Genomic DNA, 15994 nt, shown 5'->3' on the forward strand with positions numbered 1-15994 from the left:
CCAATTCATTAATATGGGCGCATATCTTGCTACATAATAGCTCCCTTTTATTGAATAGCTGCTCTTTATTGCCCATTAGAATCGGACTAGAAAAATTACATTGAAAAGAGTGTATTTATACAGTCTCTCACCATGTGTTTCCTTTTTTCGGTATATTCATTTTCGTAAGCATTAGTGTCTGTGTTAAAGTAACTACAACCTTGTTGAATTTCTCTGTTTTTTTCGTACTGGATGTATACATATTTTTCTTCCGGTTCATCTTTAAAGATGACACGGGCGCGCGTTCTTTTTATACCTGTATCTTTCTTCATTGAATAGAATGTTTTAACTTCTAACAATTCATCGGAATTATATCCAAGCTTAAGAAGGTGTTTTTTTGTTGCATTTTCCATTAATAAGGAGCGACTAGGATTACCATAAAATATATCATAAACGAGAAAAGGCCCTCCTATAATAACTCCGATGAATAATAAAAGAATCAAACGTTTAGTTTTTTTCAAAATTCCCCCGCCTTTTTTAGAACTTTAAAAAATAACGCTTTTATCATCCATTATTCATTAATGAATCCATTGTTATTTAGGATTTAACATAAATATCCAATTATATCAGAAATTATTATTCTATTAAATGGCCCTATAATGGAAATAGCGCTGTTCCCTATTACAAAAAAGCACCCTATAATTGAAAAGTGGATTTTTATACTAATACGGGGATGATATTAGTTTAATTTTGTAGGTGTTTTTGGTAATCCACGATAAGCTGATCTAATTTTTGACTGCAATTAATGGTGTCGTGGCTATTTAAGCCTGTTTCCTTTGCAATCAGGATTAATTCCTTTTTCAATTCATTGATCCTGTTTTCTAAATCGTCCATTTCTGTAAGTACCATTCAACAAGGTATCCTCCTAAAATATGTACGTTATTTTAGGCAACTCAGCCATCATAGTTAAAACTTTAGATCTGTAGTTTTGCGTCCTTATTTTTCAATAAGTTTGCCTTTTCTCGTTATATATTACTGTATTTAGATTCCGAAATTTGTCGCATTTTGTTGTTGCTATCAGAATAATTGTCAAGAGGGTGGATTCATGGATCTTTACCAATATTTCCCTTAGTTTCAATGCAACTTTCCCAATTCGTGAGGTAAGTACCCTTTCTTTGAAGAAATGATATGTGACGCCCTACTGAAAGCCTCTTCAAATTCCACCTCCATTCCCTCTTTTACTTGTAACATTGCGCCTTCAAGAATCATTGTAAAACCTCCCGTTTTTCTATTTGCATCACCGATCAGTATTCCAAATAACTAGCCCTATAACGGAATATTAGATGATCTTCTATTGGTCATAAATTCATATTCTAAAATGCTCATTTCCCATAAACTCCAGTATTCATCACCGTTTTTTCTAGAGTCTCTATGTAATCCTTCTTTTGTAAAACCAGCCTTTTCATAACAAGCAATTGCAGATACATTGAAATCAAACACACCAAGACTAACTCTATGTAAATTAAGATCTTCAAATGCTACTTTGAGAATTTCTTTCATCATTTGCTGACCAATTCCTTTTCCTCTTACATTTTTATCACCTACCAAGACTTTTCCAACTCTTGCAGACTTATTTTTTCGATCAATTTTCTCCAAAGAGATATGATCAATAACACTACCGGTTTCTTTACCTTATATACTAAGGTATCCAAGTTATCTCTATTGGCATTCTCAATATACTTTTCTAATTGATTCTCTGATAAGGGATATTGGAATGCAGGCCCACCCCAATGAGTAAGAATTGAGGTGAATTGACCCACTTGATAAGTTGTTTAAATCCGTGCGTTCAAAATACTTTAATTCAATCATTAAAACATTTCTCCTCTATGTTTTTTTCTTTATTCAATTTTATTATGTGACCTATTTCTTCCTCAACAAAATGGCCCTATAATGAAAAAAGCGATCCTCTTTATTGAAGAATCGCGCCCGTTTGTAGGCTGTTGATTACCACTTTTTCTAGTATACATATACATAAAGGTTAAAGGTGCTTTCTATTTTTTTCGATGATACTTAATATAAGCGCAAGTTAGTTCAACACCAAACTACTTATAACTAAACAGCTGCTCTTTTCTCTCTTGTTTTGTTGGCAAATAGTTTTTCATTAAGAGTTGGCATAATCATACCATCAATCCCATATTTTCCTGCATTCACAGCAGAAACGAGAATAAACATAGATAATAAAACAAGTTGTGGATTGGTACTTGTCGTACCGCTAAACAGATAAGAGTAGTTCATAATCAGTCCAAATAATACTGCTATTTTAGTGAAACAACCCACCAATAAACCTATTCCCACTAGTAATTCTCCCCAAGGTACTAAAGTATTGAATATCTCTACATTAGGAATGGCTACGTTTTCTAGAAAAACAACCCACCAACCCTGAACAGCCGGGTGTTCTCCTGTTGCTTTAGCTAACGCACCCTGTAAGAAACCAGAAGCATCAAAATGTCCGCTTGCTATCTTCCCCCAACCAGCCATAATCCACGTATATCCGAGATATACACGTAGCACAGCTAAAAGTATAGAGATCTTTTTATTTTCTCTTAGAAAATCAATAAACATACTTTTCCTCCTAAATATTAAAAATTAATCACTAATTGATATAATACTATAAACGATAACGATTATCATTATCGTTTATATGAAAAATATGTAACAGATATGTTACAAAAACCTCCTGTTGCAATAAGAGGTAACAATTAAAGATATATAGAAAGAGATGAATAGTTTATACAACTTTTTTAACTCCTCTTGGGCATCTAGGGGAATCAACTTGTCACAATTTATTTTTTATGTAGGATTGAATTATATGTAACCTTAATTCAATAAAATGGCCCTATAATGAAAAAAAGCGATCTTCTTTATAGAAGAACCTCGCCCGATTGTTGAAGATCGTTATTAAAGTATAGTGCTCGTTAGTTTAATAGTTAAAGAATTAAACCGCTAAAAACCATTCCAATATTTATTACAAAATGAAATATTATTGCAGTGTATATACTATTGGTTTTTATTACGACAAAAGCATAAAAAAATCCAACAAAAGAAAAAAGTAAACTTATTATGAAAGGTATTCCAACAGCAAGATGTAGTAAACCAAAACCGATGCCTGTCATGATAATTGCACTTGTAGTGGAAACATACTTTTTCAAACTTGATAACATAAAACCACGCCATATAAGTTCTTCAAGAGTTGCGTTGATGATTGAAAACAATAAACAAAAGATTAACATTGATTTAATATAACTAAATTCTTGCTGGAGAATAAATGGGATGAATGATATACCAGATATAATTATTCCAATTAGTAGAAAGTAAGATAATTTTATGGAATGAAAAGGCATAACAATACGACTATTCAAATTAGGTTTATTGTTAAAGAACGATATTTTCTTCTTGTTAAAGAGGTGAACAACGCACAGTCCAACAACAATAATAAAAATTGAGCCTCTATTTAACAGAATCCTTAACTCTCTGGAAATTTCATAGGTGGCTAAGAATATATTTGTAAGTTGATAAAGTAAAAAACTCACTAGAAAAGCTGTAAAGAGTGAGGATAAAAAACGATATTCAACATTTATAATGCAGATAATTAGAAGGAAGAAAACTATAAACCCTATACTTATCCAACTTTTATAAGAGATAACAATAATACCCCAAAAAAATAGCACAGTTAATAAAGCTAAAAGTATATTTTGTTTAATAAAGACATCTTTAACTGCTTCTTTAGTTTAGTCTGCACAATCTCACTTAAATATCCATTTTTGTTTGAAGGTCTTATTCCATTAAATGTCCCTATAGCTAAAGAAGGCACAATTCTTTTTCAAGAAATGCGCCCGATTATGGAACATTACTATCTCATTGAGTCTCTTGCGCCGAATCCAGAGCTTTTACCAACCCATCCGGATCTTGAGATCCTATCACCACAGTATTGTTTGTTAATTGTAATTCTATTCCTTGATTCCCATTCATATTATAGGCTGTTTCGCCTTTGGCATTAAAACGTATGCCCCAACCTCCAAACCGTCCAAGTGGACGGTATGTAATGGCCTTATAACGAACCATATCCTTAAATAAAAATGACTTATAGTGAATATGAAACGGCACATAACGGACATAAAGACCATCCCTACGCACCTCAGTTATTAATTTCATGAATCCTAGCAGACACAGTGGAAATACAATTCCGAAAACAAGCCAGAGAAGCACCAAAATTACATCCGGAGCTGGATTATCACCTACTGGAATGCCAAAGATGACTTGTTGTATGAAGTTAAACCACATGAATGCTGCAATCAGTAAAATTAAAACCCATACCCAAATTTGCCGAGGGCGCTGAACTTCACGAAAAATAACGTGTTCTTGTCGTTCCATTTAAGCCTATCGCTCCCTTAACGGTTTATTTTTCTGCTTCAATTTTAACATACGTTGTTCAACAATTTGGCCCTATACATGAAGAAAGAGCGTAATTCTTATTCTGGAATTGCGCCCAATTGTTGAAGACCGATTAATTTATTTCAACTGTTGTTTATTGCAGAACTTTTTAGAATCAGATGTTTAAATAACTTCTAATTTTTTAGTTAACATAATTGAGTGTTATCGGTATCAAAAAGATCTTCGTTTAATGTTTTATAACCACATCAAGGACAAGTGTATTTCACCTCTAATCTCACTACTTCTCTAGAAATGTCCCTTTTATCTTAACAAAGGCGTTTTCTAATTATTTATTTCAAGAGTTATCCTATAAAGGTTTGGAACATAAATTTCACAGCCATTCATAGTTTTTGATGCTAAAAATTCGTCGGGAAGTACCATCCACTTAGATGCAATATTATTTAGCAATGGTTTTACATTAAATTCAAATGCTTTATCTATATCAAGAAAAACTTTGTACATATCATCAATATTCCAATACTTTTCTATTTTAGAAACTAACATCAAGACCTTATAATTAGCAGCAAACTTCTTAAAACTATCTAAGTGTTTGTTTACTTCTGCTGAGTTACTTGCCTCAAGAAATAAGATAATTTTCATAAACAAAACTCCATATTAAAGTAAATCCCTTCTTTAACTAACCTATTAAGCTCATATTATAAGGTCTTAACGGATTAAATGAATACTCTATGCAAACCTAGTTAACATAAAATCTCTTATAGGCAATAAAAAAGGATCTTCAATTGAAGATCCTTTTGTGATGATTGTTCAATTTAATCGCTCGATTATGAAGAAATACTTATTTCGAATTAACAATTAATCACGAATAACAATAGGGTTATATTGTTTCTTAGTATTTATTCAACTGGAGAAAGTTCACTTTCTATTACCCATTTATGATAGGTTACCTTTTCTCCTGTTTCAGTATCAGTGTAATCTACCATATATACGGTTGTTTTTTCTGCTGTATCTATGACAGCCGTAGCACCATCCATACCTTCCATATGTTTAGCGTTCAATACAACTTCATCACCTGGTTGAAATGGTTCATCACCAGCATTTTCAATTTCTTCGTGAATCACCCATTTATGATCCTCCTCTGGTTCACCACCAGTTGTTGGAGTATATGTAACAGCATAAACTGTTGTATCAAAGGCACCGGATATTGTAGCTTCAGCACCATTCATTCCAGACATATGTTCAGCATTGATAATAGCTTGGCTTCCAACAGGATAGGTAGGATTTTCTGCTTCTTTTAAGCCTTCTGGTACATCACTTGAACCCGAATGATTCATTCCTTCGTGACCTGAATGGGCATTAGAATCTTTTTCATTTATATCCATATTTTCGTGAAATTTAGTCTCTGTATTGGTGTCATCATTTGGAGCCGATTCTTCATTTCCACTACAAGCTGCTAAGACCATAGTTGTCACTAAAACAAGCAACCCAATTATTAATTGCTTTCTTTTCATCGTTACAACCTCCACTCAAATATTTTAGATTTTTTCTTACAAACCATTCCCCTTAAAATATACCCCCATACGGTATTATAGCATTACCAAAAATTTAGATATACTTTATTTTATTAATTGGCTCTTTAGTTGAATAAGGTTTTTAAGGAAAACATGATTACTCTATACATTTTTAGTTTACATAATCGGATGTTATCGGCATTCAAAAAGGACCTTCAAAATGGTCTTATCCCCGTCAAGTAGACAATTAATAAGAAGGTTCACTTATTAGGCAGCCTTAGCTCTATATTTAGTAGGGCTGAGGTTATTTAATTTTTTTGAAAACGTTTATTGTTATAAAACTTAATATAATTTTTTACTGCTGCCTTAACCTCTTTTGAGGTCTCAAATTGGTAACGGTAAAAACATTCAGTTTTAAAGTGACTAAAAAAACTCTCCATTTCATGAGTTATCTAAACAATTTCCTTTTCTAGACATACTTTGCTTAATATTGTATCTTTTTAATAGTTGGTTATATCTTATTGAGGTGTACTGGAATCCTTGATCGCTATGTAATAGGAGCCCTTTTACATCTCTTTTTTTACGGCCACTTTTACTTTATCAGCTATTAGTTTAAGGTCATTTCTTTCACTTGTTTTATATGAAATAATCTCATTGCTGTATAGGTCTAGTATCGTAGATAAATAGATTTTCTTTCCGTTAAATAGGAGATAGGTTTTACCTGTTACCCATTTTTCATTTGGGCGTGTAGCTGAAAATTCTCTGTTTAAATGGTTCTCTGAAACGGCATATTTTTCTTTTCGTCCAAAGTGCTTCCACTTATTTTTCCGTATCTTCGCTTTAATTCCATTCCCTTTCATTAAACGATAAATTCTCTTATGATTAACATTCAAACCATACGTCTTTTTAAGCCAAGTTTTAACTCTTGGGTAACCGTAGCTCCAATTAATATCAGGATCTTGTTGGCATTCCAAAATCTTAGTTACGATTGATTGATCATCCAAATCCTTATCTGTTGGGTTTTCTTGGCGTTTTAGCCATTTGTAATAGCCACTCTTTGAAACACCTGCTATCATACATAACATGATGATTGTAAATTGATTTTTAAGTTCATGAATTATTTTGTATTCTATTGATTTTTCTTTTCCGGTATCATCCCCCTTTTCGCAGTTAAGAGCTTTTTTAAATAGGCATTCTCTGCTTCTAATCGACTTATTTTTTCTGTATCACTTTTATAGTCTTTTTTAAGTCCACCTTTCAGTGGGCTACGATATGTTCCTCTCTTTTCCTCTAACCCCTGAATTCCTTCTCTTTTATAGTGAGCTATCCACCTTTGCACAGTTGTATATCCAATCCCTAACTCTTTGGAAATTGATCTAATACCCATATCTTTCTTTTGGTATAAATTAATCGCTTTTAGCTTAATTTCTTTTCTATAGGTTGTTCTAATTTTTCCCATAAAAAATCCCCTCCATAGAAGACAGTACAATCCTTTCTTTTTACTGTCTACTATAGGGGGATAATAACAAAACAACGAAGATCCTTTTATGCTACTTATTGAATTAAAGCACTTATCAATAAATATATGCAGTCCCTCTTATAAAGCAGTTAATCCTCTAGAGAATTGATTATTAGGTCCGATAAAAAATCTCTAAAGTTCTTTGCAATCATTTCAAATGGTTGTTCCTTTATTGGAAGTCCACTGTTATACGAAACAACAGGTGCATCGTCATCATTATTACTTTGTACTTTGGAGCAATCTAGACAGAAATATTCACCATTATCAGCGAAATAAAAGCAAATTAGATTATTAGGCAAATTTTCTTTTTTACTTTATTCTTTGCTAATCCAAATCATATTCGGGATTCCCGTTTCATCTAGACCATAAATTTCTTGTCCAAAAATATCTCCCAAACCATATTTTTTTAGAAACTCTCTATAACTTATAGAAAATTTCACCCTTAAATTTATTTTCTGCATCAATAATTGTTTGTTCATCAATTTCACCAATAAAATCAGCTACTTTTTGGTTCTCTTCTATAATTTCTAGAGCTTTATTTATCGACATTTATTTTCCTCCGAACAATCCATTTTTACATTTATTTTACCACTATTCCTTCTTCAACCAACCTGTCTGTTAGTTGAAGAAGATCCAAAGGGTTACATGTATACTGTATACATTTTTAGTTAGCATTAGGTAAATTTTAAGAAGTACTTAAAATTGAAAAATCCATGCGTATCAAGGATTTGGTGTTTGTTCATTTTTTATCATTTATGCATGAATTTATACAATGTTGATATATAGAGTTTTTATGCTTTTTAATAAGCCCAGCAGCTGCCTAAAAATGTGATATTTTTATGCAACCTCTTATTCAATATAATGGCCCTTTAATGAAAATAGGCGCTGTTCCTTGTTACAGAAAAACGCCCGATTATTAAAGATCTTCATTACTAAGTCTTGTTGAACTAACGCACCCGTTTGTTCAATAATGAGTTTTTCTTCAGCCATTTTAATTGTTGATTTTCAACTTGAGGCTGACCAGAGCATGTGTATTTATAGTATCAAGACCATTCATAATTGAAGATAAGAGCTCCCTTATTTGAAGAACCCGAGCCTTCTATAGTTTTCTCTACTGACTTGGGAGAAATAAACGCTACAGGACCAAAATGAACAATTGCTGAACCATTAATATTGTTAATATTAATTGGTGCTAAGAATATAGACATACATAACATTCCTTTTCTGTTTACTTGATAGTGTATTCTATTCGGACAAGCACTTTATTGCTTATACTTTGTAATTGTTTTTATCATTCACCGTAGCAATTTTTACAAAAACTGAGTCTTTATGGAATTAGCTCATTATATTTGAAGAATTAACCCCCACTTTATTTTTGCATTGACCTGCTCCGTTAGTTTGAGTACAGTTCTTCACAATCTCCATTTTCTTGTTCAACAATATGGCCCTTTTCTTGAACAAGGTTTTTGCCTTGAGTAAAAAATAAATTGACCTCCGTTGTCACAATATATATTTGAGGTGATTGAATTTGAGAGTGAAATTGGCCGAAATTTCTGTGATTATTTTAGTTCTTTTGAGTATCTTAGTTCCTTACACAGCCCATGCAACTGTACAAAGAAGCAATAATGGTAATATGGATTTCGATATTGACTTAACGGGTTATCGACTCTATGGATTTGGTGATTTTAATCAGCTGGGTTATAAAATAACACCACTTGCCCAATTATTTTTTACAATTATTCAGTTGGAAGAAGAGTGGATTGATGAACCACGATTATATATCAAGGGAAACAAAGGTTTTGTTCACCTTTGGAAAAAAGATGGAACAAATGTACTTTATACTGTTGAAAAACAAACAAGTGGTCCGTTAAAAGATATGTGGGAAATTGTTGATGTTAAAAGAAAAAAAATTAACAGAATACCGGTTCCAAAACAATTACTTAAAGAAGCATTGATTGAACGCTTAGTAGACCCAATAAGCAAAGCTATTGAAACGTATTATAAACCTAAGCTGTGGGATCGGGGATTCGAGAAAATCCTTAAAATAGAGAAGGATGAGACAAATTTCAGTTTGTATGTAACTGTTCAAGTTCAAACTTTTGAGGGGGCACATAATCCGCCTTATGGTGAAGAAACAATTACTTTTCAAATAAAAGGAAGCCAAATTGAGGTTGTTGAATTTAAACATAGAGACATTCCAAAAGAAGAATGGACTAAGATAGAATTAAGAAATTCAAATAAGGAAACTAAACATGAATAAAAAATTTTGGGAAATCAAGACTTGTCACTTTGCCTGATAATTTGCACTTATTTTAAGTCCTAATTTGCACATGCAGCTTTAAAATCAAGCTACATTACCTTTACATGTGAAGATTAACTGGGTTTCTTCAGTATGGGATAACGCCATGGGTACCAACAGCAAACGCGCATTTACAACGTTAAGAGAATTTAAAAGGATTGAGTCCGGTACAATACCGAATTCAATCCTCCGTAGCTGCTTAACTTAATATCGTGCCTAAATTTTGGGGGTCACTTCATTTTCAGAATAGCGCCCTTTTCTGGAATATCTAAAATAGGATCTCAATCTTAAAATCCATTAATTCTTGTTGCACTAATGCTCCTTTAGTTCAAGAGGTCCTCTGCCCCTAAATAATAAATACTTTCACTTATCCCAAGATTTTCTCAGCCTCGTCCATAAGTTCCTTTATGATCATTTCAGCATGATTCTCATGATGAATTAATCGAAGACCTTGACCAGCCCACAGGGCCATATACTCAACTTGATTTTGTTTGAAGGCTTCTTTTCTAATGTTACTGGTTGCTGTATTTTGAATAGGATAAGCTAAAGGATGAACACCTGTCCGATCAAATTCTCCGATAAATTTATTTTTTATTCCTCTCGCAGGCCTTCCTGAAAAGTTTTTCGTAATGACGGTATTTTCTTCTGTACTATTAAACAGAGCCTTCTTGTAGAGAGGATGAATGCCTGACTCTTTTGACCCCAAGAACTTTGTCCCCATCTGAACACCTTGAGCACCTAAAGCAAGTGCTGCCACTAATCCCCTTCCATTCATGACCCCTCCAGCAGCTACAACTGGTATATTGACATTTTCAACTACCTGCGGAATGAGTGAAAAAGTTCCTATATTTGCTCCCTGTGGGTGCTCTTTTATATCAAATGTACTTCGATGACCACCAGCATCACTACCTTGAGCTACAATGACATTAGCTCCTGCTTTTTCTGCAATCATTGCTTCCTTAACTGTAGTAACCATCGAGATTACCTTTATTTTTCTTTGTTTTGCAGCTTCCATTTTATCAACTGGTAAAATTCCAAAAGCCGTGCTTATGATTGGTACTTCTTCTTCTATTAAAACTTGAAACCTCTCGTTAAACAGGTCAGGCGTTTGGAACTGTATATGATCTTCCTTAATGCCTAGATTCTTTCCGAGGCTTAATAACACCTCTTTTACCTCGTGTTCGTGTTTCTTTTCATTTGGATTGATGATGTTCTCTACACAAAACAAATTGACCGCAAATGGGCGATCTGTATGCTGCTTAATGTTCCTAATTGTCTTCCTTATGTCGTCTGGCATCATGTACGCAGCACCCAAGCTTCCCAATCCTCCGGCATTACATACATTCGCTATTAGTTCCACTGTCGTAGAGCCTCCAGCCATGCCAGCTTGTATAATAGGATATTTAATATTTAATACATCACATAAAGGTGTTTGTAAAGTAATCATCTTTCTTCCCCTTTCCTGTCTTTATCATTTTAAAATTATAAAGAGAATTAAAGTTCAGAATTATAAAGATGTATTTATTATATTACTTTTTTACGGAAGATTCTACATCCAATTAAAAAATGCCCAATCCTAGTCACATCAAGGGTTTAAGGCGTTTATCTCGAAATCGAAAATTCAGGTTAATTTTCATATTTTTACTCGTCATCAAACTTCCTCAGTTTAAGAGATATTGTGCGTATACTTGTATTTTCGAAGGATTACAAACTACATAGCTAGACAGATTTAAATTAAGGTTCTAATAATTAGGGTATAAAATAAAAAATATATTGAAATATTAAGTTTATCTGGTTATAATACGATACGGTCTTATATATTTAATCTTTGTGAAATTTTTAGAAAAATTAATATTTTTTCTAAATAGTAAATTTCAGATATTTTTATGGAGGTTTTAGTTTGTCTAATAAAGTACCATTTTCATTTATAGTGGTTATTGGTTTAATGCTATTTGCTCTATTCTTTGGGGCGGGGAATTTAATTTTTCCACCAATGCTTGGTCAATCAGCAGGAATAAATATTTGGTCAGCTAATGCAGGATTTTTAGTAACAGGAGTTGGATTACCATTACTTGGTGTATTAGCACTTGGTTTTTCAGGGAAAGATGATTTACAATCATTAGCCAGTCGTGTACATCCTGTGTTTGCGATTGTATTTACAACTGTTCTTTATTTAGCAATTGGTCCTTTATTCGCTATTCCGAGAACAGGAAACGTTTCTTTTGAGATAGGTGTCAAACCTTTTTTGTCCGAAAACTCAGGTCCTATACCTTTACTTCTTTTTACAATCGTATTTTTTAGCATTACGTGTCTTTTTTCACTTAATCCCGCGAAAATTGTCGAAATTGTTGGTAAGGTATTAACACCAATCAAGTTAACGTTTATTGGAGTCCTAGTAGTAGTTGCTTTAATTCATCCAATTGGTGATTTTCAAGCACCTGTTAAGAATTACTCAGTTCAACCATTTTTTAATGGGTTTAGAGAAGGCTATTTAACAATGGATACCCTTGCATCTTTTGTTTTTGGTATCATGATTATTAATGCTATTAAAGAAAAAGGTGCAAAAACAAAAAAACAAATAATGATTGTTTGTGGAAAAGCAACTGGAATTGCGGCCATTATCCTAGCAACCTTTTATACTTCTCTATCTTATATGGGTGCCTCAAGTGTAGAAAAACTTGGACATTTAGATAATGGAGGTATAATCTTAGCAAAAGTCTCGGAGTATTATTTTGGTTCTTATGGTGGGATATTATTAGGATTAATGATAACAGTAGCTTGTTTAACAACGAGCGTAGGACTAGTTTCATCATGTTCTACATACTTCCATAAGCTATTTCCTAGGCTATCTTACAAAACAATCGCTATTAGTTTATCTATTTTTAGTGCAATAGTTGCTAATATTGGACTTACACAGTTAATTGCTATTTCTATACCTGTATTAACAGCTATTTACCCATTAGCCATTGTATTAATTTTCTTAACATTTTTTCATTCTTTATTTAAAGGGAAAGCTGAAGTTTATCAAGGTAGCTTACTTTTTACATTTATTATTAGTTTATTTGATGGTTTAAATCAGGCTGGTATTCACTTATTATTAATTAATAATATCTTTAATGAAATTCTGCCATTGTACGAGTTAGGCCTAGGATGGATAATTCCTGCTATTGTTGGCGGGTTCATAGGGTATGGCAGTAGCGTATTACGAGCGAAATTCGGATTAAATCACCAATTAGATTAATAAAGTAATTCAGTCTAAAAGGCGGTCTAGGACCGAACTGTAACCCTTTTTTTACATTTAAAAAGACTTCTAAAAGCACCCTAAAGATAGACACTTAAAATGTCCATCTTTAGGGTGCTTTATTTTATTATTTTATTTAAAGAATATATATTATTTTTTGAAATTTTATGTATCATTGAGATGTGTGTTGCAGTAGATTTATGTTAAAGTTCAAATTTATTAATCCCTTATTATTTAACACATATAAACCTTTATGTTATAAGTAAAAAGACAATCTGTGAATACTCTTACAAGCTACCTACCTTAATGGATTCTGATAAAAGTTTTATTAATTGCACAATGCTGTCTGTTCCCTCTCATACCTAATTCAACGATCTTCTTGGTATATTTATTAAATTAGTCTGCGTCTTGCCCAACACCTAGAAGGTATAAAATTTTTATATCTAGTTGACTCTGAAAAAAAATTTCAGTACTTTCATTACCAATTGTTCTTTTGTAATCGTAATATGATTCTCACCATACTTAATAATAGTAGTCTCACGGATACATGATCACGACAATCGTTTAAAACGAAATAAATTGATATGTTGTTTTCTTTATTTTCAATACAGAATTCATTTATTCGGCTGGTCTTGGGCCAGCATTCATTTTAGAATCTTTAACTGTCATGATGGGGCGAACGGTCACGTCTCCATTCACACGAATTTGACAGGATAAACGCAAATGATCTTCAATTCCTTTTTCCGAAAAGGCGTTTTTTTCTACATTGCTTAAATCACAAAACTCACCAGCCAATACTTCTACTCTGCATGTCGTACATTTTGCATTCCCTCCACAACGATGAAGAATATCTACACCATTATCCTCTAGAGCTAATACTAACTTTTTCCCTTTTTCCACTTCAAAAGATCCATGATCTGAAACAGTTACGATTGGCATAATAATACATCCCCTTATTAATTGATGAATACCGAAAAACCTTTACATAGTATTCACTTATCTCGATAATAAAAAACACAAAATTCAACGAATTTGCATTTTATGTAATTCATAGTGGTATCGGATTTGAAATTTGAGGATCTTTTGATTGTCAATAAAATAATGATTACTCGACATTCTTAATTGACAGTTACATATAATTGAATCAATAACTAAATATTGAAAAAGAGGTGAATTTATGTTTATCTATGTAGTTAAAACAGGTGAGTCCTTGTTTTCCATTGCAACAAAATATCAAATTTCTGTGGATAGTATTCGCATACTGAACGGATTAAAAACCGATAGATTAGTACCCGGACAAGATTTACTCATTCCAACAAATATGTATATTGTTCAGTCTGGGGATTCACTATATACCATTTCCCAAATGAGTTTCACTTCAGTTGAAACTCTACGTCTATATAACGGTTTACATTCGGATATTTTATCGGTGGGAATGAGGTTATATTTGCCTCCTAGACCTAAGTATGAAGCAGAAGGTTTTAGTTATATAACACCATCTACACCTGAAAAGAATCAATTGATAGTTCAGACCTTTGCACCGATTAATACTTACTTTGGAATTTTCGAGTACCATGTTCTTGAAGATGGAAGTTTGAGTACTTTAAATGATCAACAACTTATTAGTATAACAAGAGAGAATAAGGTAGCCCCCCTTGCAGTTATTACGAATTTGACACCGACTGGATTTAGTCCTGAATTAACAAAAAGAGTATTAAGTTCTCCTGAAATTAGAGAGCGACTAATTAATAATATCTATAACCTAGTCAAGACAAAAAACTATGCTGGGGTGAATATTGATTTTGAACGGATACGTGAAGGTGAAAGGGATTTGTATAGTGGGTTCTTACGTTCGTTAAGTGAACGATTGAGGCCAGAAGGATTTTATACATCCGTTGCTGTACCGGCTAAAACAAGTGATGATATTTCTTGGTTAAAGGGATATGATTACGGAGGAATTGGTGCAGCCGTTGATTTTGTCTTTATTATGGCCTATGACTGGCATGAAGCAAGTAGCCCCCCTGGACCTGTTGCACCTATTAGTTTGGTAAGACAAACTATCGAGTATGCTCTTAATCATATGAGAGGAAATAAAATTATCCTTGGCGTTCCCCGCTATGGGTACGACTGGACAATGTCTGATGGAGCTGTGACTAGTGCCCGTGCTGTTTCTGTTTCTAGTGCATTAGAAACTGCATTGAAATATCAAGTACCAATCCAATATTCTACGGAATATCAGCAGCCTTTTTATCAATACCGAGATGAAACGGGGAAGCGACACATTGTGTGGTTTGAAAACGCTAGAGCGCGTGCTCAAAAGCTCCAATTGGTGGTTACCTATCGTTTAGGAGGCGTTGGGGCTTGGCAATTAGGATTACAATTTATTCAATCTGCTATTTTAGTGAATGAATTTATGATTCCAAAAAAAATCATTGGATAACCCAAATGCCTATAATTATAGACACGGTTTAGTAATAATTAGATAATACGGAGTTTTTGAAACCTTTAGAAATAACTAGTTCGATGAAAAAACGGTTTTACGCGGGTCTTTTTCTTGACCATTTATTAATAAAATTTAATCTACTGACGTACCCGGAATATAAATTTTTATAGTAAAAAAATAATCAATGTCTCCGGACATATAAGATGTGTATCGATTAAAAGAAAAGTGTAAGTTGAGCTTTCTAAACTTTATGAAGAGCCAAGGGAGAAAGGCTTTTGTATTCCAAAAGCCTTTCTCCCTATTGTGGGGGCTCAGAATATTCTAAGTATTGATATTCTAAGATTGTGCCAAATAGGAGTTTATTATCAGAATATATAGTGTAATGGTAAATTTGAGATAAGTAAATCAGTCATATATAGACCGATTTACTGCATCATCTACTGATGTGATTAGCCAGCTGTGTTAACTTTTTTTGCTTCGCCTATATTCTCTGAGCACCAACCAATGAGCTCTGGTGAAATCAATCGCCATCTTAATCGCATTATCCGCT

16 protein-coding genes, 5 pseudogenes and 1 riboswitch are annotated in these 15994 nt (G+C 33.0%); of the genes and pseudogenes, 3 read left to right on the top strand and 18 right to left on the bottom strand.

Going from position 1 to position 15994, the window contains the following annotated elements; translation table 11 throughout:
- Positions 1-95: 95 nt before the first annotated feature.
- The 16 genes and pseudogenes from V179_RS0109200 to V179_RS32425 form a co-directional block, all read right to left on the bottom strand.
- Positions 96-500: a DUF3139 domain-containing protein gene (locus V179_RS0109200; RefSeq protein WP_028391185.1), complete on the bottom strand. Its 405-nt coding sequence runs from the start codon at positions 498-500 to the stop codon at positions 96-98.
- Between the two features lie 223 nt (positions 501-723).
- Complete coding sequence (locus tag V179_RS27605) at positions 724-888, bottom strand: aspartyl-phosphate phosphatase Spo0E family protein (RefSeq protein WP_034300951.1); 165 nt, start codon at positions 886-888, stop codon at positions 724-726.
- A gap of 35 nt (positions 889-923) precedes the next feature.
- A riboswitch (cyclic di-GMP riboswitch) is annotated at positions 924-1006 on the bottom strand.
- A gap of 97 nt (positions 1007-1103) precedes the next feature.
- A pseudogene (locus tag V179_RS32010) lies at positions 1104-1248 on the bottom strand (antibiotic biosynthesis monooxygenase family protein); the annotation flags it as partial.
- 57 nt (positions 1249-1305) lie between these two features.
- Positions 1306-1848: pseudogene (locus V179_RS27615) on the bottom strand (GNAT family N-acetyltransferase).
- Between the two features lie 243 nt (positions 1849-2091).
- A complete protein-coding gene (locus tag V179_RS0109220) occupies positions 2092-2601 on the bottom strand; it encodes a DoxX family protein (RefSeq protein ID WP_028391186.1) in 510 nt (169 codons plus the stop codon).
- Positions 2602-2966: 365 nt separating this feature from the next.
- On the bottom strand, positions 2967-3380 hold the full coding sequence (locus V179_RS32405; protein WP_407637248.1) for a CPBP family intramembrane glutamic endopeptidase: 414 nt from the start codon (positions 3378-3380) through the stop codon (positions 2967-2969).
- A gap of 514 nt (positions 3381-3894) precedes the next feature.
- Complete coding sequence (locus V179_RS0109230) at positions 3895-4410, bottom strand: DUF6141 family protein (protein WP_028391188.1); 516 nt, start codon at positions 4408-4410, stop codon at positions 3895-3897.
- Positions 4411-4752: 342 nt separating this feature from the next.
- The gene (locus V179_RS0109235; RefSeq protein ID WP_028391189.1) at positions 4753-5070 is read right to left on the bottom strand and encodes a hypothetical protein; all 318 of its coding nucleotides are present in this window, start codon (positions 5068-5070) and stop codon (positions 4753-4755) included.
- Positions 5071-5327: 257 nt separating this feature from the next.
- Positions 5328-5942: a YdhK family protein gene (locus tag V179_RS0109240; RefSeq protein WP_028391190.1), complete on the bottom strand. Its 615-nt coding sequence runs from the start codon at positions 5940-5942 to the stop codon at positions 5328-5330.
- Positions 5943-6250: 308 nt separating this feature from the next.
- A pseudogene (locus V179_RS32640) lies at positions 6251-6328 on the bottom strand (IS3 family transposase); the annotation flags it as partial.
- Between the two features lie 17 nt (positions 6329-6345).
- Positions 6346-6509 (bottom strand): annotated as a pseudogene (locus V179_RS32415) (DDE-type integrase/transposase/recombinase); the annotation flags it as partial.
- Positions 6509-7018, bottom strand: coding sequence for an IS3 family transposase (locus V179_RS30660; protein ID WP_161632341.1), 510 nt, complete (start codon positions 7016-7018; stop codon positions 6509-6511). The gene V179_RS30660 and the pseudogene V179_RS32415, both read right to left, overlap by 1 nt.
- 53 nt (positions 7019-7071) lie before the next feature.
- Complete coding sequence (locus V179_RS0109250) at positions 7072-7401, bottom strand: helix-turn-helix domain-containing protein (protein ID WP_028391191.1); 330 nt, start codon at positions 7399-7401, stop codon at positions 7072-7074.
- A gap of 149 nt (positions 7402-7550) precedes the next feature.
- Positions 7551-7940, bottom strand: a pseudogene (locus tag V179_RS32420) (SMI1/KNR4 family protein).
- The gene (locus tag V179_RS32015) at positions 7879-8010 is read right to left on the bottom strand and encodes a hypothetical protein (RefSeq protein WP_268745185.1); all 132 of its coding nucleotides are present in this window, start codon (positions 8008-8010) and stop codon (positions 7879-7881) included. The pseudogene V179_RS32420 and the gene V179_RS32015 overlap by 62 nt, the downstream one beginning before the upstream one ends.
- A gap of 494 nt (positions 8011-8504) precedes the next feature.
- Positions 8505-8678, bottom strand: coding sequence for a spore germination protein (locus tag V179_RS32425; protein WP_084552291.1), 174 nt, complete (start codon positions 8676-8678; stop codon positions 8505-8507).
- Between the two features lie 311 nt (positions 8679-8989).
- Between V179_RS32425 and V179_RS0109265 the strand changes: the two genes are divergently transcribed.
- Positions 8990-9721: a DUF3888 domain-containing protein gene (locus V179_RS0109265; RefSeq protein WP_028391192.1), complete on the top strand. Its 732-nt coding sequence runs from the start codon at positions 8990-8992 to the stop codon at positions 9719-9721.
- Positions 9722-10127: 406 nt separating this feature from the next.
- Here the strand turns inward: V179_RS0109265 and V179_RS0109270 are convergent, their stop codons facing one another.
- Positions 10128-11207, bottom strand: coding sequence for an NAD(P)H-dependent flavin oxidoreductase (locus V179_RS0109270; protein ID WP_028391193.1), 1080 nt, complete (start codon positions 11205-11207; stop codon positions 10128-10130).
- A gap of 453 nt (positions 11208-11660) precedes the next feature.
- On the opposite strand from V179_RS0109270, the gene brnQ reads away from it, so the two are divergent.
- Positions 11661-13001 (top strand): branched-chain amino acid transport system II carrier protein, encoded by a 1341-nt coding sequence (brnQ, locus tag V179_RS0109275; RefSeq protein WP_028391194.1) that lies wholly within the window; start codon positions 11661-11663, stop codon positions 12999-13001.
- A gap of 618 nt (positions 13002-13619) precedes the next feature.
- Here brnQ and V179_RS0109280 read toward each other — a convergent pair.
- The gene (locus V179_RS0109280; protein WP_028391195.1) at positions 13620-13940 is read right to left on the bottom strand and encodes a 2Fe-2S iron-sulfur cluster-binding protein; all 321 of its coding nucleotides are present in this window, start codon (positions 13938-13940) and stop codon (positions 13620-13622) included.
- Between the two features lie 238 nt (positions 13941-14178).
- Between V179_RS0109280 and V179_RS0109285 the strand changes: the two genes are divergently transcribed.
- Positions 14179-15441, top strand: coding sequence for a glycosyl hydrolase family 18 protein (locus V179_RS0109285; protein ID WP_028391196.1), 1263 nt, complete (start codon positions 14179-14181; stop codon positions 15439-15441).
- Positions 15442-15994: the final 553 nt, after the last annotated feature.

The sequence above is a fragment of the Bacillus cihuensis genome (assembly GCF_000504145.1).
GTDB lineage: Bacteria > Bacillota > Bacilli > Bacillales > DSM-1321 > Peribacillus > Peribacillus huizhouensis.

Bases quoted from the DNA above. Each gene is read 5' to 3' on its own strand.
- V179_RS32015 (WP_268745185.1), bottom strand. From the start codon at position 8,010: ATGTCGATAAATAAAGCTCTAGAAATTATAGAAGAGAACCAAAAAGTA.
- V179_RS27605 (WP_034300951.1), bottom strand. From the start codon at position 888: ATGGTACTTACAGAAATGGACGATTTAGAAAACAGGATCAATGAATTG.
- V179_RS0109250 (WP_028391191.1), bottom strand. From the start codon at position 7,401: ATGGGAAAAATTAGAACAACCTATAGAAAAGAAATTAAGCTAAAAGCG.
- V179_RS30660 (WP_161632341.1), bottom strand. From the start codon at position 7,018: ATGATAGCAGGTGTTTCAAAGAGTGGCTATTACAAATGGCTAAAACGC.
- V179_RS0109270 (WP_028391193.1), bottom strand. From the start codon at position 11,207: ATGATTACTTTACAAACACCTTTATGTGATGTATTAAATATTAAATAT.
- V179_RS0109235 (WP_028391189.1), bottom strand. From the start codon at position 5,070: ATGAAAATTATCTTATTTCTTGAGGCAAGTAACTCAGCAGAAGTAAAC.
- V179_RS0109220 (WP_028391186.1), bottom strand. From the start codon at position 2,601: ATGTTTATTGATTTTCTAAGAGAAAATAAAAAGATCTCTATACTTTTA.
- V179_RS0109230 (WP_028391188.1), bottom strand. From the start codon at position 4,410: ATGGAACGACAAGAACACGTTATTTTTCGTGAAGTTCAGCGCCCTCGG.
- V179_RS32405 (WP_407637248.1), bottom strand. From the start codon at position 3,380: ATGCCTTTTCATTCCATAAAATTATCTTACTTTCTACTAATTGGAATA.
- V179_RS32425 (WP_084552291.1), bottom strand. From the start codon at position 8,678: ATGTTATGTATGTCTATATTCTTAGCACCAATTAATATTAACAATATT.
- V179_RS0109280 (WP_028391195.1), bottom strand. From the start codon at position 13,940: ATGCCAATCGTAACTGTTTCAGATCATGGATCTTTTGAAGTGGAAAAA.
- V179_RS0109285 (WP_028391196.1), top strand. From the start codon at position 14,179: ATGTTTATCTATGTAGTTAAAACAGGTGAGTCCTTGTTTTCCATTGCA.
- V179_RS0109240 (WP_028391190.1), bottom strand. From the start codon at position 5,942: ATGAAAAGAAAGCAATTAATAATTGGGTTGCTTGTTTTAGTGACAACT.